This is a genomic window from Maritalea sp. YIW29 (genome assembly GCF_057219265.1).
In genome coordinates this window covers 289,648-312,878 of record NZ_JBXVVF010000002.1, presented here as the reverse complement: position 1 = coordinate 312,878, position 23,231 = coordinate 289,648, and the positions used below count along the sequence as shown (strand labels likewise).

Below are 23,231 nucleotides of genomic sequence, written 5' to 3'. Positions count from 1 at the left end.
GAGCACCTTGATGTCTAACCCACAAAATCTTGATCTATGTTGGCAAGTTGAAGAGGCTTGTGCTTTGGCGTGGCCAACGCAAAATGTCGACCATTTTAATGGATATGAATTTCGACATAGTCCAGGTGCCACGACCCGCCGGAACAATTCGGTAAACCCAACGCGTTCTCACCAGCCGGTGACTTCAGAGCTAGTTGAAAAAGCAGTAGAGCACTATCGCGCGTTGGACAAAGCAATAATTTTCCGGGTTCCTGATATGATTGGCGAAGCAGAGACCCTGTTGGACAAAGAAGGCTTTGGCCCAGCTGAAGCAAAAACCAAGACACTATTTGCGCTAAACCTGAACGGATTTGAACTGCAAAGCCATGTTGAGGTTTCCTCACACGCCAATGAAGCTTGGGTTGAGTTTGCTGTCAATCGAGCGCAATGGACAAAAGAAGGGCGCCAAAGCTTTCTCAAGGCTTTGCTTGAAATAGGTTACCCTATTCTGTTTGCCCATATTGAAGTCGATCAAGAATTGGCAGCCATTGCTTATGCAGTGGTGGTCGAGGACATTGCGATTATCGAGTCGGTGGAAACAGCCCCTCAGTTTCGTCGCCAAGGTCGAGCCGCAAAACTTCTATCGAGCCTTTTAGCGCGATGCAGAAGCTTGGGCGCAACCAAAGCCGCGCTGCAAGTTGTTGCGCAAAACGAGGCAGCTCGTGCTCTATATCAAAAGCTTGGTTTCACGACCGAACTTTACGGCTATCATTATCGCACGCTGCCGCGTTGAGTTTACCTACTCATTGATGAAGGCGATGACAGCTTCCTGTGCTGCAACAGATTTCACAACCCCAAGATGCGAGACATCAACGAGCAGCAAAAACCGTCCATTTGAGTTTGCACTAGACAATGTCGGCTCATACTGGTCGGCACGAAATGCTTCATCATTCTTGCCAGCGATGAGCAAGTAGCGTGGCAAAGCGCCAATGTCCGTAAGATAGTCATCTCTTGGCGCAAAGGACTCGTTGAGTGCGTAAGTGTAGCTTGTTGTGGCGCTATGCCCATTCGGACCATTTAGTACCGTTTCTGGGAAAACAAATTCAATCACCGTGAGATGATTGAACAAGGAAATGCCGACATTGTTCAGCATCTTCAACCCGATGATGCGTCTTGTCAGTGGATGCGCCCACCCACCAGAATTTTCACGCGCTGTTGGCGCATCATATTTGAGGAACGGCGCGAGCAGTATCGCACCATCTAGAATTGATCCATGCTCACCGCCTGCAAAACGGATCACCAAACCACCACCCGATGAATGCCCCAACATAAAGACTTGCTGGTTGGGTTTTTGAGCCTTGGCGATGAGATCAGCAAGGTCATCTTCAAGTTGTCCGATATAGGCCACATCGCCTCGAACCGATGGCGCGTATCCATGCCCGCGCAAATCCGGCACCACAACATCAGCAGCGCCAGACTTTGCAATATTTTCTGCAAGTTCGATGTAACTTTCACCATGCCAACCAGATCCATGTATGATCACCAACAGTGGTAGGTCTGCGTCAGGTTCGGCATAAGATCTATAGAAAATCTCTTCGCCATCACGAACGGCTACCGATTGAGTTGGTTGTGCAACCGGAGCTTCTGTGTTGAGAGCATCAAAATCTAGGCTTTGGCCATCAATGTCGCCTGATGGCCATTGCGAAAGCAACAAGCCGCCGGCTATCGTGAGATAACAGGCGACAGAGATTGCAACACTTCGCAGAACCACTTTCAATATGGAATTCATTCTCAAACTCTTCAGTCGTTTTTTGGGAACCTAACATCCGTGGATTTGACTGCATATAGGAGACTGGCCGCACCGGAAACTAATTCAGACGCTGCTTCGCAAATGCCGCCATCGCCTCTACCAAATATTCAGTAAGGCCGGGTGCCAATGCTTCATAACGCGCGACAAAGTCGGGATGGGATTTGTACATTTCAGCCAAACCAATATACGATTTTTGATCTGGACTTTTGTCCCACCACTGGGCGACCCATTTGTGATGTCTTGAAGTGACATCATTCAAACTTGGATCATTCGCCGCGACGCCACTTTCCAGAGCCAGTACGATTTCACCTTCGATATCGGCCAACTCGGCCATGCGATGGGCAATGAGTTGATCTTTGCCGGCTTGCCCATCGATATCAAGTTTTTGGCGCGCCGCTTCAATCATGGTTTTCATTTCTGGCCCGTAATTTTCAATCAACCAGCCTTCGTATTCGGCCTGTTTCTGTTCTGAAAAGCCTTTATATAGGTCTTGTACCTTCATTTTTTCTGCTCCGTTTAATGCCGCAATGGTGCGGTCAATTGTTTTAAGGAGCTGAAGTTGTCGGCGCGATTCTTGAGCCAGTTTTTCGCGGTGCGTTTCAAGCAAATGGGCTTGCTCTGACAATGGTTTGTCGAGAGCCTCGCCAATTTCGAGAAGACTTAGCCCCATATCTCTGAAAAACAGGATATGTTGTAGTCGAACCAGCTCGTGCCGTGTGTAAAAGCGGTAATTGTTGTTCCCGACAAAAGCCGGTTCCAACAATCCAATTTGGTCATAATGGTGCAGGGCCCGGATGGAGACCCCTGCCATTTGCGCAACCTGTTTTACTTTGTACGTTTTCATCACAACTAACCTCAGCTGGTCCTAGAGCTAGTCTCTCACGCTGCGTGAGGGTCAAGCAATATCTGAACTGTTCGAGATTGATCTGAACCTGCGCCGGACTTGACCTAAGTGAGAATAACGACAATATGCCGGAAATGAATTGAAGAGACCCACTTATGTCCCCTCGTATGATATCGGCGCTTTGTGCACCCATATTGCTCGCAATGTTGTCATTTCCTGCATTTGCAGAAGCGATCCGTGACAACTACACGGCTAACGATTTTGTTGCGGACTTGGCAAAGCACACCGCGTTCTTCGGTACGCCGCTTTCGATTGGTGAAAGTGATTGCATAATGTTGGAAGATGGGCGCCATTCTTGCACATTTGGCACAGCCAAAAAGCTCGAAATTGTAACGGTCAGCGATGGCATTTCGGGTAATGTGGAACAGGTGTCGATCGAGTTGCCGGACAACATTTCACCGGTCATGGTCCTCAACACATTTGCCTCAATGGCCTCAGCGGTTGGGCCCGAACTTAGCGGCGATGAGTTGCAGACCTTGTGGGAGGATACGTTTTATGGCGCATCCGAGCTAACCGCAAAAGGTGAAGCGGCCACAAAGATGATCCAAGGATTGAAATTCACCACCAAAGTCTTTCAAAATCGAGAGATTGTCTTCAAGGTCAGCCGTTAGTTTTTGGATCACTACCGTTTGCGACCACAAACTATGACGCAGAGCGCTCGGTTGGCCTGAATTTGTAAACGTATATCTGGGATAAGCGGCTAGCGGTTAAGGTCTTGCTGTTTGCGAAAACCCAGAGCAACGGCCATAACCACGCCAGCACCTGTCCAGAGCACGAGATTTCTAAGTAAAAATGTAAGGTCAATAGTTTGGTCCAAAACCAATATGCTGGCCAACACAAATAGTGTGCCCGTAAAACATGCCCAGCCCAGTCCAAACACCCAATCGGCGTTGATCAAAATACGCAAAACAAGACCCCAAAACATTATTAACAATATATAAAACTAAGGGATCAATAACATCATGGTGGGTGTTTGTCGAGTAGGGGGCGAGCCGGGGGCGTACCCCCAAGCTCTTGATTCGTTAAATCTTTCGGCCTAAGCGGCGTCGCTCAAACATGGACCGGCTTGCGCCAATTCTTCAGCACTTGCGCCAAACTTGACGAAATTATCTTCAAATAGACCGACAAGCTTTGCGGCCTGCGCGTCATAAGCATCACCGTCTTGCCATGTTGTGCGTGGCTCCAACAGGCTGGCATCAATGCCTTCAACCGCTGTTGGCACTTCAAAACCAAAGATCGGGTCTAGCCGCATTGGCGTGTTGATCAACTCGCCCGACAAAGCACTTGAAAGAAGCGTGCGTGTGTCCCTAATCGAAATACGCTCGCCAACCCCGTAAGGCCCACCGGTCCATCCTGTATTGAGCAACCAACACTCAGCCAAACTATCGCCAAGTTGCTTTTTCAGCATCTTGCCATAAACGCTTGGATGCAGCGACATAAACGGCGCGCCAAAGCACGCAGAGAACGTTGCCTGTGGCTCGGTAACGCCACGCTCGGTGCCTGCCACTTTTGCCGTGTAGCCGGACAAGAAATGATAGATCGCTTGATCTGGTGTTAACCGTGCGATTGGCGGTAAAACGCCAAATGCGTCGGCGGTTAGCAAAATAACTGATTTCGGCGTGGGGCCCATGCCGGTGCGGCTGACATTTGCCAAAGCGGTTAGTGGATAAGCAGCGCGGGTATTTTCAGTTTTTGACCCATCGTCGAAATCTGGCTTAAGCGTTTCTTCGTCCAAGACAACATTTTCAAGCACGGTGCCGAAACGCTCGGTACCGCCAAAAATTTCGGGTTCTGCTCGGCGTGATAGTTTGATGGTCTTGGCATAACAGCCGCCCTCAAGGTTAAACACGCCGTCGGCATGCCATCCATGCTCATCGTCACCGATTAACATCCGATCCGGATCGGTCGACAATGTTGTTTTGCCAGTGCCTGAAAGACCAAAGAAAAGCGCTGTGTCACCATCTTTGCCGATATTGGCGGAACAGTGCATAGGCAGAACGCCACTTTGAGGGGCGTGGAAATTGAACAGTGAGAACACTGACTTTTTCATCTCACCAGCATAAGCCGTGCCACAAATCAAAACGATGTTGCGGCTGAAATCGAGCATAATAGCCGTTTTTGAACGTGTGCCGTGACGCGCTGGATCAGCTTTAAAACTTGGCAAATGGACAAGGGTTACATTGGCCTCAAAATCACCCAACGCGTTTAAGGCCGGGCGGATCAACAAGTTGCGTATGAACATGGCGTGCCATGCATTTTCGGTGAACACTTCCACATTCATTTGATGGGAAAGGTCAGCGCCCGCATAAAGCTGTTGTACGAACAGGTCTTTTTCTCTTGTTGCATCAAGCATGTCATTAAGCAGCACATCAAATTGATCGGTGGAAGTGCCGTTCGCATTTTCCCACCACACAGTGTCATGCGTCAGGGCATCATCAACGATATATTTGTCTTGAGCGGAACGGCCTGTAAATTTGCCAGTATCGGCAACCAACGCGCCATCTGCGCTAAACTGAACCTCGTCACGCTTGATCGCATGCGCCGCCAATTTTGGCGCTTTGTCATTATATGAAAGCGAATTTGCGTTTGCATTGATCGCTTTGTTGATTTCCCGCCGTGTGATGGTGCTCATCGGGCAATTCCTGCTGCATTTATGAAAAATGGCCAACCAAAGAGTTAGTTCTTCAGTTTGGTAGCATCACAATATGCTCGAAATTGCGTGTTTGCCATCTGGCGATAGGTCGTACGACCTTTGTATAAGGCGCCTAAATGCTTAAAATATATGCTTAATTTGAAAGTGCTGGCCCGGCCGTTGTGCATTAGTCCATGTGGATAAACAAGTTCTCAAAATTCGGACCAAATTGGCCATTCTTCCCTCATGGTCACAATTTACGCGTAATTGTCGGTCCAAAGAAGACCAGCAAAGTTGATTTTCATTTGATGTCAATCATATAAGGTGTTGCTGAAAGGAAATTACATGCCCAAAATCGCTCTCGTTGATGATGATCAGAATATTCTTGCCTCTGTCTCAATGTCATTGCAGGCAGAAGGATATCATGTCAGCACTTATACTGATGGGGCGTCGGGCCTTGAGGGTCTATCCTCAGATCTCCCGGACCTCGCGATTTTGGACATCAAAATGCCGCGCATGGACGGTATGGAACTGTTGCGCCGCCTACGCCAAAAATCAGATCTTCCTGTGATTTTTCTCACGTCAAAAGACGATGAGATTGATGAATTATTTGGCCTTAAAATGGGTGCCGATGATTTCATCACCAAACCATTTTCCCAACGTTTGTTGGTAGAGCGGGTTAAAGCCATTTTGCGCCGCGCACAGGCGCGACCTGAGGGTGCGGCTGGTGCTGCAAGTGATGGACCGCCGAGTAAATCGGTACTTGAGCGCGGACGTTTGACCATGGATCAAGAACGCCACACGAGCACATGGGACGGCAAAAATGTAACGCTGACGGTAACGGAATTTCTAATTTTGTTTGCCCTCGCGCAGCGTCCAGGCGTGGTGAAAAGCCGTGACAGCTTGATGGACGCGGCCTATGACGATCAGGTTTATGTCGACGACAGAACCATCGATAGCCACATCAAACGGTTGCGAAAGAAATTCCGCGTGGTGGATAAAGAGTTTGATATGATCGAAACGCTATATGGTGTTGGTTACCGTTTTAAGGAGCAATAGAAGGCATTGGCGCTTTCGAATGCATCTCAACATTCAAAAGCTAAACCGTCAGACAGCCCCGAAACAACCGCTGCTGACAACAGCAAAGCTGCGCCTTCTCGCAGTATCGTAAACCAGATCTTTTCGCCAATATCCCGCCTGCTTTCTTTTACGATTTTCTCGTCTTTGACGCGCCGAATTGTTGTCCTCAATCTGGTCGCGCTTGCGGCCTTGGTGATCGCCATTCTGTTTCTTAACAGTTGGCGCGCTGGGCTAATTGATGCCCGTGTCGATAGTCTGCGCGTGCAGGGCGAAATCATCGCTGGCGCCATCGCAGCTTCTGCTACCGTTGATTCAGATGTGATCACCGTTGACCCCGAAAAATTCTTGCAATTGCAGGGCGACGATCCAATTTCGACCCTTAGTTTTTTTGATCAGACGCTTGAATTTCCCATCAACCCGGAACGTATCGCGCCATTGCTGCGCAATCTTGTCACCCCAACTGGCACGCGCGCCCGCATTTACGATCGTTCCGGCATTCTAATTCTAGACAGCGACAATATTTACGCACGAGGTGATGTGTTGTTGCAGTTGCCTGCAGACGGTTTAGGTGTTCAGCAATTCTTCCTCGTTGATTGGTGGAACAGGTTTTTCCGCTGGCTGCGTGCCGGAGAGTTCCCGCGTTACATTGAGCATTCCGGTGCTGAGGGCGCAAAATACCCCGAAGTAAAGACAGCTCTTTCAGGGGCAACGGCGTCATTGGTTCGGGTAGATCAGGATGACCGTCTTGTGGTTTCTGTTGCTGTTCCGGTTCAACGTCTTAAGACAAATGTCGGCGTTTTACTTTTGTCCACTGAGCCTGGCGATATTGATTTTGTGGTTGAGAATGAACGCTGGAACGTGTTCCGCATTTTCCTGTTTGCCGCCTCGATCACCACCATTATGTCCTTGCTGTTGGCGAGCACAATTGCAGGGCCAATGCGTCGTCTGTCGGCCGCCGCGCAACGTGTGCGCCACTCCATGACGGCGCGTGAAGAAATTCCAGACTTTACCAACAGGCCAGATGAAATCGGTTTGCTGTCCGGCTCACTACGCGAAATGACGAACGCGCTTTATAACCGAATTGAAGCGATTGAAAGTTTTGCGGCAGATGTTGCGCATGAACTGAAAAACCCACTGACTTCCTTGCGTAGCGCCGTGGAAACACTGCCCATTGCCAACAATGACAAAGACCGCGAACGTTTAACATCTATAATTCAGCACGACGTGAGACGCCTAGATCGCTTGATCACAGACATTTCAAAAGCGTCCCGTTTGGATGCTGAATTGGCGCGCGAAGAGTTCGGCAAGGTGAACATTTCAGGTCTTGTTTCAACAATTGTTGATATTCAGTCAGAAGCAGCAGCAAAGCGGGATGTGCGCATTGAACTTGTTGATCAGCTTAAACCCAACCATCGTGAAATTCCCGGGCACGACAGTCGTCTCGCACAAGTCATCACAAACCTCGTTGACAATGCGGTTTCATTCTCCCCAGATGGTGCTTTGGTAACGGTGAACCTTCAACGCCAAGGCAAAAATGTGAACATTGTGGTGAAAGACGAAGGGCGCGGCATACGCGGGGAAGTTGGACAAATTTTCAAACGTTTTTACACTGATCGACCAACCAGCGACGGGTTTGGCAACCATTCGGGCTTGGGATTGTCAATATCTCAACAGATTGTTGACGCTCATCGGGGTACTATCGCTGCAGTTAATCGCGAAGATCGCACCGGAGCTGAGTTTACCGTCAGTCTACCGACAACAGTTTAGAGGCCAAAAATGACAAAGAAACCAGAAAATGTATTCGGAACCGGCATAACCTATGATGGATTTGGTATCTTGTTGCGCGGCGCATCGGGAGCTGGAAAATCACTGCTGGCCCTAGATCTTTTGGATCGGGCTGCGCTGGGTGGGTTTGAGGCGCACCTAATTTCAGATGATCGTGTGCTACTGCATGTGGAAGATGGTGTCGTGATTTGCACCTCCCCCCCGCAAATTGCGGGGCAGATTGAATTGCGCGGCTGTGGGGTTATTGAGCGCCCAACAATCGAGCGTGCAAAAATTCACTTGGTAATTGACTTGCTCAATGAATTGGACCGGATGCCAGAAAATGAAGAATTCGTAACCGAATTGATGGGCGTTGAAATGCCGCGCTGTCCGGTGCCAACCCGCTCCATCATCGATAGTGTGCACCAGCGTCTATTGGTGCTCGAGGCGCTCAAGCGCGTGAAGCACAAGCACATTGGCTAAATCGGACAAACGTAAGAATAATGCGTGCGAGCATGTGTATTTTTTGACTTGCATGCATTACACAACATCGCCAAAATCAACCAAATCGGCAGGGCAGCACAAAATGGCTGTCAAAAATCGGCTTAATGAGGAGCGCCCTATATGATAGGCATGGTGTTGGTAACACATGGCAAGTTGGCCGACGAGTTTCGGTCAGCATTGGAACATGTGGTTGGACCGCAAGAGCAATGTGAAGCGGTTAGTATCGGCCCCGATGATGATATGGAAATGCGGCGTCAGGATATACTTGACGCGGTAACCAGCGCAGATAGCGGCGAAGGTGTCGTTATCCTTACAGACATGTTTGGCGGTACGCCGTCAAACCTTGCAATTTCCGTGATGGAAAACAGAGAAGTTGACGTGATCGCCGGGGTAAACTTACCTATGTTGGTGAAATTGGCTCGGGTGCGCCCCGACATGAACATGCGTGATGCTGTCCATGCCGCTCAAGAAGCCGGGCGCAAATATATCAACGTCGCCAAAGATGTGCTTGGGGATGTTTAAAGCGTAACGATCATGCCCAATTCTTGCCAACCAGAAAAAGCATTTGGACAACGCCTGACCATCGTCAACCAGCGCGGGTTGCATGCCCGCGCTTCAGCTCGATTTGCCAGAACGGCCGAGTGTTTTAAGGCAGACATTTCAGTAACCCGGGACGGGGTAACTGTTGGCGCTTCGTCCATCATGGGGTTGATGATGCTAGGCGCAGGTCCCGGGTCAACTGTGCTCGTGCAATCCAAAGGTCCACAGGCTCGTGAAGCATTGGAAGCCATCGTTTCGCTGGTCGAAACGGGGTTCGACGAAGACACAGATGGGCTGGAAGCTGAAGAACCTGCTGACCTTAAAGCATCAGATTAGGCCTTTATTGCCTTCATCTTTGTTTCCCACTTGCTCATCAACTTGTCCAAAACCGGTGGGAACATCATCGTCATCATTGATCCGATTAAACCCGCTTTAAAGCCTGGTTTTCGCTCAACCACGAATTCCATTTCGATAGACGACAAATTGTTGCCGCGTGAACTTGCGGACCATAATCCCGTAAGGCGTTGAAGCGGGTAAGGATAGTCATCGGCATGGGTATGGACGTTAAAGCCGTATTTTGATCCCTCTTCCCAAACAGTTGCGTTTTCAGTCCACGAATTACCATCATTGTCCCAGCACTGGCGGATCGTGTCTTTGCCTTTTCCCGAGACCACTTCAACTTTGGCAATATTTTGGGCGACTTCGGCATAACCTTCCATGTCTGAAATTACCTTCCAAGCTACAGATTGTTTGACCGCCATGTCGCGTCGAGCAAATATCTTTGCACCTTTCCCAAGGCCAGAAATGCGAATGTCTGTTTCTCCCTGATAAAGGATAAGAAGGCCAACTGTTTGCCAGAGGGCCAAAATTGCTACGCCTATGGCAATCACAATCGCTATGGTCTGGCCTGTGGTTGTAAAAACATTATCGAACATGATGATGAGCGCCCCAGTGCCCACGACCCAACCTATGTCAGCGCCAATGATGAGGCGTATCATTTGTTTGTCGAGCAGTTTCGCACCGCCAATAAGCAATAGTGTGGCGCTAAAGGCCAAAAGTCCCCCGGCCAGAACCCACAAAAATAGCCCCGCATCAAGGCCAAACCAGACAGTTGTGTTTTCGAACATGGTCTGTTTCACCCCCTCATGGTTCAAAACACTGGCAGTGGCATATCCAGCGGATGTGACAGCATTGGCAAAAAGCGCATATCGCAATAATTTGTCGTTCGCTTGATTGATCATTTTGTATCTCCAGTTTGAAAACTGGGGCCAATATCTGCAACAGGGGTAGTCATATCAATTACCCGCAAGGTAATGGACTTCGCATTATCGCTATTCTACCCTGCACAAATGACGACAGTTTCAGAGCAAAAAAGTCACGACAGTTTTTCAAGTAGGCTTCGCCATTGGCGGCAATCTCGCGGTCTGAGCCAGCTTGCACTGGCGCTTTTAAGCGATTCTTCTCAGCGCCATTTAAGTTTTTTGGAGTCAGGTCGTGCCAATCCAAGTCGCGAAATGGTGTTGGTTTTGGCTGAAGCTCTGTCGGTGCCGTTTCAAGCGCAAAATGAGCTTTTATTGAGCGCGGGGTTTGCGCCCGTTTTTGAGCGTACACCCTTATCTGCAAGCATCATGTCCAGTGCGCAAAAAGCACTGGATCGGGTGATGCACCTGCACAATCCGTTGCCTGCTATCTGTTTCGACCCGTTCTACAATATACAATTGGTCAATCTCGGTGCGCAAAAATTGCTTTCTTTCCTCAGCTCACAAGACGACCAAGACCAACCTGAAAGTGAGTTTTCGACCAACATCATATTTGCGCTGTCGAACCCAAATGGTGCGGGTCAATTCCTAAAGAACCGCGAACAAGTATTGCTCTTCCTGCTCAAAAGGCTAGATGCTGAAATTGTGGCACTCGGGCACCCGCCAAATGCGATGGCCTTGCTCAAAGCGATTGAAGAACAGCCCCACGTGCCGAAAAATTGGCGCAGCATAAATTTGGAACGTTTCCAGCAGCCGTTCTTGGAAATGGTCTTTGCGCGGGATGGGGTCGAACTTAGCTTCCTCTCCACCATCACAACCTTCGGCGCGCCCGGAGACATTACCTTGCAAGATGTGCGCTTAGAATCCTATTATCCAGCAAATGAGCAAACGCGGCAGTTTTTCGAAAGCTGATCGACAGCCATTGTTTGGTTACAATTGAAACCTAAATATGTTGAAATGCATCAATGGCACAATGTGAGGCTCGACCATGAGATCACCATTCTTGTTAGCTGGCGCCTTAGCGGGCGGTCTTACGGCATCCCAATATCCTGAATATGCCCAACAATATCACCAACGACTGGGCGGCGCGGTCCAAGAATTGGCTGTTGTCGTCGACAATTTTGACCAAGACGCCGCCAGTCAGGGGCTAACCCGCGACGAAGCGCTCGCGCGATATGACGCGTCAACAGACCAGTTTTTGGTCGAACGCGGAAGCTCCATGTCCGAAACGATCTCACGATATATCAACTTAAAGGCGCACCAAACCGCTTTGCAAAATGCCGGGCCGGTGGAAGAAATCACCGCCTTTGCGCAGCATTTGGATCAAAAGCTGCTGTCAGACGCACTTGCTGACTATAAGCCTGCCGTTCCATTCACCGTAAAAGGTTTGACCTTTGCCGGGATCGGCTTGCTTATCGGATGGCTTATATTTCGGCTGGTTTGGGGTGTTATTGCGTTTCCATTCCGACGTCGCGTCCGCATCACAAATTAGGGATCATTTAAGGATATAAACTTTTCTTTATGTCTTCATTGAATTGTAAAGATTGTCCGTGTATGGATAGCTCTAAACCAGTTCAATAGGAGGCGCACATGGGCGACTTGACGCAAGAATATGCAGTAAGAGACATTTCTTTGGCCCAGTGGGGCCGCACCGAAATCGAAATGGCTGAAATCGAGATGCCTGGCCTCATGGCCATCCGCCGCGAATTCGCCGCAGCGCAGCCTCTAAAGGGTGCACGCATTGCTGGCTCGCTTCACATGACTATTCAAACAGCGGTTTTGATTGAGACATTGGTGGCTCTTGGTGCCGAAGTGCGCTGGGCATCTTGCAATATTTTCTCAACCCAAGACCATGCCGCCGCAGCAATTGCCGCCGCGGGTATTCCTGTTTTTGCCCATAAAGGCGAAACGCTTGAAGAATATTGGGACTTTGCAGACCGCATTCTTGATTGGGGCAATGGCGAAACTGCCAACATGATCTTGGACGATGGTGGCGACGCGACCATGTTGGTGCTCACAGGCGCGAAGGCGGAAACTGACCCAAGCGTTTTGGATCATCCAAAAAGCGAAGAAGAAGAATATTTCGCCGCCCAAGCGAAAAAACGCATTGCGGCAGAGCCAGGCTTCTACTCAAAAGTACGTGAAAATCTGCGCGGCGTTTCAGAAGAAACAACAACTGGCGTTATGCGACTTTATCAATTGGCTGAGCGTGGCGAATTGCCATTCCCGGCGATTAACGTGAATGACAGCGTGACCAAATCTAAATTCGACAACAAATATGGTTGTCGCGAAAGCCTTGTGGATGCGATCCGTCGTGGCACAGACGTAATGATGGCTGGTAAAGTGGCGATCGTTTGCGGTTATGGCGATGTGGGCAAAGGTTCAGCTCAATCACTTGCTGGCGCTGGTGCCCGAGTTTTGGTGACCGAAGTTGATCCGATCTGTGCCTTGCAGGCCGCAATGGACGGGTTTGAAGTTGTAACCCTAGAAGATGCAGCACATCGCGCAGACATCGTTGTTTCATGCACAGGCAATAAGGGCATCGTAACCCTTGATGCGATGCGTAAGCTGAAGGACATGGCGATTGTTTGTAACATTGGTCATTTCGACAATGAGATCGAAGTCGCTGAGTTGCAAAACTTCAAATGGACCAACGTAAAGCCACAGGTCGATATCGTTCACTTGAGCGAAGATAGCCGCATCATTCTATTGTCTGAAGGTCGTTTGGTGAATTTGGGAAACGCAACAGGTCACCCAAGCTTTGTGATGAGTGCGTCCTTTGCCAACCAGACGCTGGCGCAAATCGAATTGTGGACCAAGGCTGAAAATTATTCCAACGCAGTGCACGTTTTGCCTAAACACTTGGACGAAAAAGTTGCTGAATTGCACTTGGAAAAACTGGGCGCAAAGCTGACGAAGCTGACTCAAGAACAAGCAGACTATCTTGGCCTGCCAAAAGACGGTCCGTTCAAGCCAGAGCAATATCGCTACTAGGGTCTAGACCTTAGGTTTTGGACCCAAAAACTGCGACTGCGATTCATTCGCAGAACATTTAGAGATCAGGGCGGCTTTAGGCTGCCCTTTTTTGTTTACGCAGTCATTTTCGCTCTTGTTGCGCGATTCGCCAAAGCGTTATGGTGGGGTGATTCGGATTGGTGGCGAATTCACAAGCAACTTAAGGGGCAAAGCATGGAGCCGGGAAATTTCCCGATCGGTAAGGGAGTCGCAAGATTCTTAAGCGCACCAATAGCGCTGATGCTTACAAGCCCAACATTTGCTCAGGCGGAAACACTGACAGCCAGCCAACTTCTCTCAACAACGCCATATGCGATTGCTGTCGGCTCGGTGCTGTTTGGCGCGGCCGCAACGTTTTTGGCCCTAACCCAACGCAATCAAAGCCAACGTGCGGCGCAAAAAGTGCAGGCACAATTGAGCGAACTAAGCGCCGCGCTGGACGAAAAAGAAAACATCCTGAACGGCATGGCCGAAGTGACGATCATTTGGCGTGATCCCACCGACACGCCTGAGATTGTTGGCCAGGTGCGGCAAGTCATTGAAAACTACACCACAAACGATGCTGTTTTGGACTTTGACAGTTGGCTAAAGCCCCAAGCGGCGATTGAAGTGAAGTTCAAACTGGCGGACCTTTTGGCCCAAGGCACCGAGTTTGAAACGCCTGCCATCGGTTCAACCGAAATGCGTTACCGGGTTTGCGGCAAACTGGTCGCTGGCAGTCCTGTGTTGCGCATTGCCCGTCGAATTGCAGATGGTGACGCGCCATATGCTTTGCCCAGCGCGAACAAGAATATTCAAGATATTGAAAGCTGCGCGCAGATTTTTGAGAACCTCAATCACCCCGCATGGGTGCGCGATGTGCGCGGAAAGCTGGTTAAAGTCAACGCGGCTTATTATCAATTGCTGGGCGTCAAAGAAGATGAGCGCCACGGAGAGCCGCCAGAGCTTTTCGATTCAAATGCTATTAGTCGGCTGCGCGAAATCGGCACACGAGATGGCCCAAATTCAATTACGGAAGAACATGCCAAATTTGGCACGTTGGATGTCACAAAGTTCAAGCTTGCGAATGGCACGGCCGGTTATGCGGTGCAGGGGCTTGCTTCGAATGAAGAGAAAAACGACCCCCGCGTGAGCTTCCTCACCGCCGCGATCAATGAATTGCGCACACCTGTTGCTGTGTTTGATGGCAGCGCACAGCTCACCCATTACAACAAATCGTTTGCCCAATTCTGGGAGTTGGACCCAACTTGGCTGGATACACACCCGAACGAAAAAGCCATTTTGGATCGGTTGCGGACGCAGGGGCAATTGCCGTTGGAGCCTGACTATAAGAAATGGCGCAGCACTCATTTATCAAGCTATGGGTTGAAAAAAACCCGCGAGGACATGTGGCATCTGCCTTCTGGTCAAGTTATCAATGTTATCGCGTCACCCGCACCAAACGCCCGCGGCGTGATCTATGTTTATCACAATGTCACCGAAAAACTGGCGCTCGAGAGCCGCTATAACGCGCTTATTCATGTGCAAGATGAAACCTTGAACGCATTGCGCGAGGCTGTCGCCGTGTTCGGAACGGACGGCCAACTCAAACTGCACAACACTCAATTGTCCGGCATGTGGAAATTGCCGCTCAATGAATTGAATAAACAAACCCATATCGCCGATATTGTCGATCTGTGCGAAACATCACTGGCCCAAGATGGGCGTGATATTTGGCTTGAGCTAAAATCCCATATCGTCGACATCAGTGCAGACCGTTCTAACAAGTCGGGCCGGATTGCCCGTGCCGATGGCCGCTTGATTGACTATGCAATTGTGCGTCTGCCAGATGGCCAGACGCTTTTAACATTTGTTGATGTGACAGAAGGCGCCGCCTACGAGCAGGTGCTTAAGGAACGCAACGAAGCACTAGAAACTGCCGATAAGCTCAAAGATGCCTTTGTGCAAAATGTGTCTTACGAGTTCCGCTCGCCACTCACCAATATTATTGGCTTTGCAGACCTTCTAAGTTCGGGTGAGGCTGGTGATCTCAACGATAAGCAATTGAGCTACGCGAAATACATTCGAGCGTCGAGCGCCACATTGGGTTTGCTGATCGACAACATCTTGGACCTCACAACCATTGATGCTGGTATCGCTGAGTTGAACTGTGAAGTGCTTGATGTAGAAAAACTAATCGATCAAGCCAAAGCTGGCGTCGTCGCCACTTTGCAGGTTTCTCAATCTGATGTGCCGATCAATCTTGATATCAATATAGCACCAAACCTGCCGACCTTTGTTGCTGACGGCGCGCGCATCGTTCAAGTGCTGTACAATTTGCTGTCCAACGCTGTGCGCTTTTCCGAGCCAGGTTCCAAGGTCAGCCTTGACGTTGTGGAACGGGCTGGCCGTATGATGTTCATTGTTGAAGATGAAGGCGAAGGCATCCCCGAAGAAATGATATCTTCGATTTTTGACCGATTTGAAGGGCAGGCAGTTGCTGGCAAACAACGCGGCGCAGGCCTCGGCCTATCGATTGTAAAAACCTTTGCCCACATGCATGGTGGCACAGTTGAGATCGAGCGACGTCAACCAAAAGGCACTAGGGTCTTGGTCAATTTGCCCGTCGAACAACTCTCTCGCGGTGCAGCGGAATAGTTTGGACCCAACATGGCGGACCGGGCGACATTCAAAATTCTAACCGAACAGGGCACAATTCAACTGGCGTCGGCCATGGCGGAATTGTTGGCACCAGGCGATATCGTCCTGCTCAACGGTGATTTGGGGGCAGGAAAATCTTTTTTTGCACGCTCATTGCTTCGTATCTTATCTAAAGATCCAGAATTGGAAGTGCCCAGCCCGACATTCTCGCTGGTACAGCCCTATCAATTCCAATCAATCAATTGCCTTCATGCTGATCTTTACCGCCTGTCGGACGAAAGTGAAGCCGAGGAATTGGGCCTGTTTGAGAGCACTGATTTGATGTTGATCGAGTGGCCCGATCGATTGCCTGAATTGCAAGATAAAGCGCGATTTAGCCTGACTTTGACCAATATAAAAGGCGAGTTGGAAGCGCGTGATTTAGCCGTTGAAGCGACCAAAGTTGATTTGAAAAAACTTGGCTTATTGCTCGAATCCCGATCAGATGTAAATCTAAGCAGCGCGTCCATTTCTTAGTCGCCAATTTGGCAGTGCGGGTTCAACAAGGCCAATCAAGTTCATGCAGCATCAAAAGCTATTCTCCATCGCTCCACATGCGCCATTTTTGCCCACGTTGGCAAAGGCGTTGATGGATGGCGACTTGCTGCCCAACTGGCCGCGTGATCACCCATTTTGGCTGTCCGATATCACGATTTACGTGCCCACCAAGCGGGCGCGATTGGCGCTGATCGACGCACTGCTGGCGCTAAATGCTGGTTCCCAATTGCTGCCCAACATCTTCACATTGGGCGAAGGGGACGATGCAGAAAATGCCTTCTTCACGGATCCTGACGTTGATAGTTTTAATGTAACATCAAAGCTTTATCGCACAACGATCCTCAGTCAGTTGATTGAGAAATGGGCCGCTGTCGCACAAAAGACCGGCCAGCCAGGTTTTTCGTCGCCACCTAGTATGGTTGAGATTTTGGCAATGGCACAAAGTCTTGGTGACTTAATCGATGATTTTTTGACCGAAGAAGTTGAGTTCGACCGGATCAAGCATTTGGTGCCCGAGGAGCTAGCTGAAAATTGGCAGCAGACATTGCAATTTTTGGAAATTGCATTTGCAGCATGGCCCGCCCATTTGGCTGAAATTGGCCAGATCGACGCTGCCCTGTTGCGCCGCCAGCGATTTGATTTTGCCAGTCAATCTCTGCACATTCGATATGGCGACCGACCCGTCATCGCCGCTGGGTCCACCGGTTCAGTTCCGGCTACGGCGCGGTTTTTGACGGCAATTTCAAAACTACCAAATGCCGCGATTGTTTTGCCGGGATTTGATGTATCCATGTCCCCGGATGAGCAAGCCCATCTCATCGATCCCGAAAATGAATGTCATGCACACCCCCAATATGGCATGGCAAAACTCCTCAGAAAAATCGGCGAAGGCCCTGCCGCTGTTCAAGCATTGGGCAGTCAAACTAACGCCCGAACACCCATTTTGAACGCCACCTTGGCGCGCCCAGAACGCACCAGTGAGTGGCATCAGGATCTTGCGCAAATCACCGACACTGCCATGGACCAAGCGTTGGACCATATGGGCATTTTGGCTCTCGATAATATGGACCATGAAGCCCGCGCCATCGCTTTGGCTGCGCGTGAAGCTGTCGATAAGGGCCAAAGTGTTGGCATCATTTCCCCTGACCGGGACCTGGCCCGTCGGATCAAAGTGGAACTTGAGCGCTTTGACATTGTTATTGATGACAGCGCCGGTATGCCCCTGAGCCAATCACCTGCCGGGCGTTGGTTGCGGCAATTGCTCGCCGCCTTTCAATCCAACTTCAAGCCGGTCGATCTCGTCGCATTTCTCGCCAATCGGAGCGTGCGGCTTGGGCGCGAGCGAGCGGAAATTTCTAGGCTACGTGAATTGCTCGATGTCAGCACCTTGCGTGGCGCAAGGGGGTTAAATGGTTTGCAAGGCCTGCGTGAACTTATTGCGCAAAATGCAGCGGGAGAATTGAAACGCGCGCCAAGAAAGCTGAGTGAAGACGAAGCAGCGGCGCTGACCAATCTGCTTGACGATATAGAGGTGGCAATCGCGTCAATTTGCACCAATGGCGAAACGACGTGGAACATCGCGAAACTTGCCCGAAACGTTCCGGAACTAGTGCACAACATTTGCGGCACTGAAGCGGCACAAAGCGGCATGTTTCAAGGGGTGACAGAGCTGCTGCAATGGGCAGAGGATTTGGCGCGTTGCACCCATTTTTCACCCACATCGCGCCCCGGCGATGTCATCGCTTCCGTCAACTTGTTGATGCAAAATATCACCGTGCGACCACCCGAAACCACCCGGCAAGATGTTCAAATTTGGGGTCGTATCGAGGCGCGGCTTTTACAGTCTGATCTCACCATATTGGCAGGTCTTAACGAAGGTGTTTGGCCCGAAATCGCAGAGCCTGGCCCCTGGCTTTCTCGTGGCATGAAACTGGGGTTAAGCCTTGACCCGCCGGAGCGAAAAGTCGGTCTCGCAGCCCATGATTTTTTGATGGGCATGGGTGCAGATCGATTGTTGATAACTTATGCGAAGCGGCGCGGCACGTCACCCGCTGATCCCTCGCGCTTTATTCAGCGTCTCGAAGCGTTTCTGGGGGAGAAACGCACAAAGGAACTATACGAAAAAACTGAGTATTTTCATGAACTTTTGGTTGAAATCGATGCGGTTGAAAATCCAAAACTTGCCTCTCGGCCCTTGCCTCACCCACCGGCCAAAATCCGTCCCAAAAAATTATCAATCACCGAGATCGAAACCCTTATTCGCGACCCATATGCGATTTATGCCAAACATGTCTTGGGTTTGAAAAAACTACGTGCCCTTGGTGCCGCCCCGGATGCGGCAGAGCGGGGGGACTTAATCCATGATGTGCTGGGTAAGTTCGTTGAGGCCGGGCATGATTTCACCGCACCCGATGCCCACACCCGACTGATGGGCATCGCGCAAATGGTCTACCAGCGGCTCGACGATGTAGCGGACCGCCGGGATATCTGGTTACGCCGTTTTTCTTCAATCGCTGACAAAGTGATTGGGTTCGAGGTAGAGCGGAACCCAAAAATAAAACAAAGGTTTGCCGAAAAATTCGGACAGGTCGCTCTGCCAATTAGCAGCGAGATGTTCGAGATTTACGGCTATGCAGACCGCATCGATATCGGAATTGAAGGTGGTTCTGAGTTGATCGATTTTAAGACCGGCTCCATTCCTAAAGCGAAAGAGATGCAGAATTTCCTCAGCCCGCAATTGCCTATGGAAGCGATTATTGCGCGGCATGCCGGGTTTGCGGATGTGCCTAAAACTGATGCGGATGCCCTGACCTACATAAAACTATCCCATGGGCCAAACCCGTTTGAAGTCACCAATTTTTCGGCAGGGAAACTGAGCCTTGAAGGCCTGATCGATGATTATTGGCGGCATTTTTCGGGCTTCGCGGACGTGATGTTGATGCGCGATGAAACTGCAATGGCGGCGCAACTATTGCCAAAGGAAAATCAGCACTTCGCTGGAGACTATGATCATTTTGCTCGCCAAAAAGAATGGATGATCGACCAGGGGGATGAAGAATGACCGACAATCCCCGTGGCCCGCTTTCCATTTCGGATCAGACCAAAGATAATCAGGCACGCGCGGCAAACCCCGATACAAATGTATGGGTTAAAGCCAATGCCGGGTCCGGCAAAACCTACATCCTAAGCCGTCGCGTTTTGCGCTTGCTGATCAATGGGGTGCCGCCCGAACAAGTGCTGTGTTTGACCTACACAAAAGCCGCCGCCGCTGAAATGCGCTCTCGTGTTTCGAAGGAGCTTGGGCATTGGGCCGTGCTGGACACAGAAGAACTGTCCCAAACTATTTTTGAGTTGGAAGGCAAGCGACCAAACGCGGATCGGATGAAATTTGCCCGGCAGCTTTTTGCGAAGGCGTTGGAAACGCCCGGCGGGTTGAAGATCAACACCATCCACGCTTTTTCTGAAAGCGTTTTGCACCGCTTTCCGCTTGAAGCGGGAGTGCCGTTTGATTTTCAAGTGATTGATGATGCGGAGCGATTTGACCTGCTGCGTGCCGCCCGTGAAGTAGTTTTGGCGCAGCGGGTTGGTGGCGAGACACTAAAGGCCGACATTGAGATCTTGTTCAACACCGCGTCAGATGATGGATTAGAAAATGCCATTTCAAATGCATTATCGTTTGGCGCGAAACTACGCATGGTGTTGGACAATAAGGCTCGTTGTGAAACCAATTTACGCAAGTTTCTCGGCCTTTCTTCAACGCAAACACTGGCGACAATTTCTCAAGAAATCTTAGATAGCGCAATTCTGCTGCCAAGCGAATATGCAAATGTCAGTGCTGAACTTACGCATTTGGGCGTGGCGAAGAATTTCAACAAAAAGCTGGCTAAAGCTGCAGGTGTTGCGGCAAGTCCCGAGTTGATGTTTCGCACTTTCCTCAAACCAGATGGCACAAAGCCCGGCAGAGGACACGAAGCCCATTCCGGTGTTGCTAAACATAATGGGCTTTTGGCGGAGCAGTTGGAACAGGAAACAGAGCGGCTTGTGGGGCTCTATCAGCCCTATATGGCCGCCAAAGTCCTTGGTCAATCTTTGGCATTGCTCAATGTCATTGAAGCGATTTTTGCCCAATATGATGCGCAAAAACGCGCGCGTTCGCTGCTTGATTTTGATGATCTGATTATCCATCTGCGCCAGCTCTTGTCCAAATCAGAATTCGCCCAATGGGTGGCCTATAAATTGGATGCGGGCATCACCCATATTTTGGTGGATGAAAGCCAAGACACCAACCCCGAACAGTGGCGCATTGTTGAGGCCTTGTTGGCTGATTTTTTTGATGGGCAAAGCGCGATAGAACGGCCAAGGTCAGTATTTGCCGTGGGGGATGAAAAACAATCAATCTTTAGTTTCCAAGGCGCGGAGCCACACCTTTTTGCTGAAACCGGACGTAAGTTCGGTTTGCAGGCCATGACGGCAAAAAAGGACTGGGAAGACATAACGCTCAAGACCAGTTTTAGGACAGTCGGTGCAATTCTCGCCGCCGTGGACCATGTTTTTGAACGCCCCTTTGCCCATGAAGGTTTGACCACAGACGACGAGAAAACCGTGCACGAGGCAGCTCGCACCATGGGCGGTGGAATTGTGGAACTTTGGCGACCGGTTGAGAAGCCACAAGCCGAAGAAAACGATGAAATCTATAAAACCAAGGCCAGCGAGCCTCGGTCCCGACCCGAAGATATCTTGGCCGACAAAATTGCCAGCACCATTGAAGGTTGGATCGCCAATGGCAGGCAACTAGGTGCCAGAGATCAGGTCGTCACGCCCGGTGATATTTTGATTTTGGTGCAGTCACGTGGCCCAATGTTTAAAGCCATGATCCGCGCGCTAAAGCAAAAAGGCCTGCCCAACTTGGGTGAAGATAAGCTTACGGTTTCAACGCACATCGCGGTTGAGGACTTGTTGGTGTTGGCCGATGTGTTGATGAACCCGGCTGATGATTTGGGGCTGGCCACTTTGTTGCGGTCGCCGCTTTTCAGCTGGGGTGAAGATCAATTGTTCGCCCTTGCGCGCGGCACGCGAAATAGCAAATGCCGGATGCAAGAGCAAAAACTGATTTGGCCATTATGGGTGCAACTCCAAGTGGATGCAGACGACAACGAGTTGGCCGCGTTAGCGACGCAAACCATTCGCCAATGGCGCAATCGGCTGGATCTAGATCGACCATACGAGTTTTTCGCCCATGTTCTGTTCAAAGAACAGGGACTAAAGAAATTTCATGCCCGGCTTGGCCCTGAAATTGATGATGTGATCAACGAGTTCCTCAACATGGCGCTGGCCCATGAGCAAACGGACCAGCCTTCAATGCTTGGGTTTATTACAGCGATGCGCCAGAGTGAAAGCCAAATCAAACGCGAATTGAGCGAAGCAAGTGGCGCCATCCGGGTTATGACGGTGCATGGCGCGAAAGGGCTTGAAGCGCCGATTGTATTTTCTATTGACGCAACATCGTCTCCGTCGGGCAAGCAGAATAGCAAATCCATTTTGATCCAAGCGGAACACGGAGCGCCGCAAAATGCCTATCTATTGTGGGCACCCGGCTCTGCCAAAAATCAGGCTGAAAATGTTCAATCCGGCGTGGAGCGCGAAAAGGCGAAAGACCAAGCCGAATATCGGCGCAAGCTTTACGTGGCACTAACTCGGGCAGAAGACGAACTCTACGTCACCGGCATCGCCAAAAAGGGGCAGGAAAATAGCTGGTATCAGATGGTTTATGACGGGCTGGCAGAACATTGCTTAGAAATCAAAGATGATGCCGAAGAAGTCATTGCTTGGCGTTACCCAAAGGACGCTGTGACGCATGCACGTTCAAAATCAAATTCAGTGGAGAATAAATCTAAGCCATTGCCCAAATGGATTGTTGAACCAGCACCAGAGCCAATTTCAAGACGAATTGTTGAGCCGTCCAAACATGATGAAACCTTGAGGCAGGTCGGTGGGGCAAGCTCATTTGACCGCGAAACCGCAAGGCTGCGGGGCACCACCCTGCACGCCTTACTACAGTTCATGCCGCGCTTTGCGCCGGAAGAACGCCATCAATATGCTGCGCAGGCGTTGGTCTCGCTTATGCCGGATCATAACGAGTTGCATGACAAGATGATTGAGCAGGCAAATGCGATCATCACGGCACCTCAGTTTGTTGAATTGTTCGGTCCGCAATCGCGTGGTGAAGTGGCCGTTGCTGCAGATATCGAGTTTGAAGGCAAACCTTCGCGTATCACCGGGCGCATCGATCGATTGGTGGTTTCGGACGATCAGGTTCTGATCGTTGACTTCAAATCGGATGCAAATCCACCAAAAGATTTGGACGCGATCCCGACGAATTACAGCACACAACTCACGCGATATAGGGTCGCATTGCGCAAACAGTTTCCAAACCGGCCTATAAATTGCGCTATTTTGTGGACTGAAAATTTGCAAATGTCGCATTTGTTAGAAAGTGATTTCTAAGAGAACACAAAATGGTTCACCTCGTCGTGATTTGCTTGAATGAAAGCGCGACTCTTCTTACGT

At 50.1% G+C, this 23,231-nt stretch carries 19 protein-coding genes; 14 read left to right on the top strand and 5 right to left on the bottom strand.

From position 1 onward, the window contains the following. The first annotated feature begins 10 nt into the window (after positions 1 to 10). A complete protein-coding gene (locus AC2D8L_RS10660) occupies positions 11 to 772 on the top strand; it encodes a GNAT family N-acetyltransferase (RefSeq protein ID WP_484685462.1) in 762 nt (253 codons plus the stop codon). Between the two features lie 6 nt (positions 773 to 778). Here AC2D8L_RS10660 and AC2D8L_RS10655 read toward each other — a convergent pair whose 3' ends face one another. After that, a complete protein-coding gene (locus tag AC2D8L_RS10655) occupies positions 779 to 1,768 on the bottom strand; it encodes an alpha/beta hydrolase (protein WP_484685461.1) in 990 nt (329 codons plus the stop codon). A gap of 79 nt (positions 1,769 to 1,847) precedes the next feature. Beyond that, on the bottom strand, positions 1,848 to 2,633 hold the full coding sequence (locus tag AC2D8L_RS10650; RefSeq protein ID WP_484685460.1) for a MerR family transcriptional regulator: 786 nt from the start codon (positions 2,631 to 2,633) through the stop codon (positions 1,848 to 1,850). Positions 2,634 to 2,788: 155 nt separating this feature from the next. On the opposite strand from AC2D8L_RS10650, the gene AC2D8L_RS10645 reads away from it, so the two are divergent. Then, complete coding sequence (locus AC2D8L_RS10645; protein ID WP_484685459.1) at positions 2,789 to 3,304, top strand: hypothetical protein; 516 nt, start codon at positions 2,789 to 2,791, stop codon at positions 3,302 to 3,304. A gap of 89 nt (positions 3,305 to 3,393) precedes the next feature. On the opposite strand, the gene AC2D8L_RS10640 is transcribed toward AC2D8L_RS10645, so the two are convergent. Then, entirely contained in the window at positions 3,394 to 3,618 is a 225-nt protein-coding gene (locus AC2D8L_RS10640; protein WP_484685458.1) for a hypothetical protein, read from the bottom strand. A gap of 111 nt (positions 3,619 to 3,729) precedes the next feature. After that, the gene (locus tag AC2D8L_RS10635) at positions 3,730 to 5,325 is read right to left on the bottom strand and encodes a phosphoenolpyruvate carboxykinase (RefSeq protein ID WP_484685457.1); all 1,596 of its coding nucleotides are present in this window, start codon (positions 5,323 to 5,325) and stop codon (positions 3,730 to 3,732) included. Positions 5,326 to 5,670: 345 nt separating this feature from the next. Between AC2D8L_RS10635 and AC2D8L_RS10630 the strand changes: the two genes are divergently transcribed. The 5 genes from AC2D8L_RS10630 to AC2D8L_RS10610 all read left to right on the top strand — a co-directional run bounded on the left by AC2D8L_RS10630 (position 5,671) and on the right by AC2D8L_RS10610 (position 9,549). Beyond that, the gene (locus AC2D8L_RS10630; RefSeq protein WP_484685456.1) at positions 5,671 to 6,384 is read left to right on the top strand and encodes a response regulator transcription factor; all 714 of its coding nucleotides are present in this window, start codon (positions 5,671 to 5,673) and stop codon (positions 6,382 to 6,384) included. Positions 6,385 to 6,390: 6 nt separating this feature from the next. Beyond that, positions 6,391 to 8,172 (top strand): stimulus-sensing domain-containing protein, encoded by a 1,782-nt coding sequence (locus tag AC2D8L_RS10625; protein WP_484685455.1) that lies wholly within the window; start codon positions 6,391 to 6,393, stop codon positions 8,170 to 8,172. A gap of 9 nt (positions 8,173 to 8,181) precedes the next feature. Further along, positions 8,182 to 8,652 carry an HPr kinase/phosphorylase gene (locus AC2D8L_RS10620; RefSeq protein WP_484685454.1) on the top strand — a complete coding sequence of 157 codons (471 nt, stop codon included), beginning with the start codon at positions 8,182 to 8,184 and terminating at the stop codon, positions 8,650 to 8,652. A gap of 141 nt (positions 8,653 to 8,793) precedes the next feature. Next, positions 8,794 to 9,195 carry a PTS sugar transporter subunit IIA gene (locus tag AC2D8L_RS10615; protein ID WP_484685453.1) on the top strand — a complete coding sequence of 134 codons (402 nt, stop codon included), beginning with the start codon at positions 8,794 to 8,796 and terminating at the stop codon, positions 9,193 to 9,195. Positions 9,196 to 9,207: 12 nt separating this feature from the next. Further along, the gene (locus AC2D8L_RS10610) at positions 9,208 to 9,549 is read left to right on the top strand and encodes an HPr family phosphocarrier protein (protein ID WP_484685452.1); all 342 of its coding nucleotides are present in this window, start codon (positions 9,208 to 9,210) and stop codon (positions 9,547 to 9,549) included. On the opposite strand, the gene AC2D8L_RS10605 is transcribed toward AC2D8L_RS10610, so the two are convergent. Next, positions 9,546 to 10,454, bottom strand: a complete 909-nt coding sequence (locus AC2D8L_RS10605; RefSeq protein WP_484685451.1) for an SRPBCC family protein — start codon at positions 10,452 to 10,454, stop codon at positions 9,546 to 9,548. The genes AC2D8L_RS10610 and AC2D8L_RS10605 overlap by 4 nt on opposite strands. Positions 10,455 to 10,562: 108 nt before the next feature. On the opposite strand from AC2D8L_RS10605, the gene AC2D8L_RS10600 reads away from it, so the two are divergent. The 7 genes from AC2D8L_RS10600 (at position 10,563) to addA (ending at position 23,168) form a co-directional block, all read left to right on the top strand. Then, positions 10,563 to 11,384 carry a helix-turn-helix domain-containing protein gene (locus AC2D8L_RS10600; protein ID WP_484685450.1) on the top strand — a complete coding sequence of 274 codons (822 nt, stop codon included), beginning with the start codon at positions 10,563 to 10,565 and terminating at the stop codon, positions 11,382 to 11,384. A 76-nt stretch (positions 11,385 to 11,460) separates the two neighbouring features. Then, positions 11,461 to 11,964: a DUF2937 family protein gene (locus AC2D8L_RS10595; RefSeq protein WP_484685449.1), complete on the top strand. Its 504-nt coding sequence runs from the start codon at positions 11,461 to 11,463 to the stop codon at positions 11,962 to 11,964. Positions 11,965 to 12,062: 98 nt separating this feature from the next. Continuing rightward, complete coding sequence (ahcY, locus tag AC2D8L_RS10590) at positions 12,063 to 13,466, top strand: adenosylhomocysteinase (RefSeq protein WP_484685448.1); 1,404 nt, start codon at positions 12,063 to 12,065, stop codon at positions 13,464 to 13,466. Positions 13,467 to 13,661: 195 nt separating this feature from the next. Beyond that, positions 13,662 to 16,124, top strand: a complete 2,463-nt coding sequence (locus AC2D8L_RS10585; protein ID WP_484685447.1) for a sensor histidine kinase — start codon at positions 13,662 to 13,664, stop codon at positions 16,122 to 16,124. A 12-nt stretch (positions 16,125 to 16,136) separates the two neighbouring features. Continuing rightward, on the top strand, positions 16,137 to 16,643 hold the full coding sequence (gene tsaE, locus AC2D8L_RS10580; protein WP_484685446.1) for a tRNA (adenosine(37)-N6)-threonylcarbamoyltransferase complex ATPase subunit type 1 TsaE: 507 nt from the start codon (positions 16,137 to 16,139) through the stop codon (positions 16,641 to 16,643). A 43-nt stretch (positions 16,644 to 16,686) separates the two neighbouring features. Further along, a complete protein-coding gene (gene addB / locus AC2D8L_RS10575) occupies positions 16,687 to 19,725 on the top strand; it encodes a double-strand break repair protein AddB (RefSeq protein ID WP_484685445.1) in 3,039 nt (1,012 codons plus the stop codon). Continuing rightward, positions 19,722 to 23,168, top strand: coding sequence for a double-strand break repair helicase AddA (addA, locus tag AC2D8L_RS10570; RefSeq protein ID WP_484685444.1), 3,447 nt, complete (start codon positions 19,722 to 19,724; stop codon positions 23,166 to 23,168). Before addB ends, addA begins: the two co-directional genes overlap by 4 nt. Positions 23,169 to 23,231: the final 63 nt, after the last annotated feature.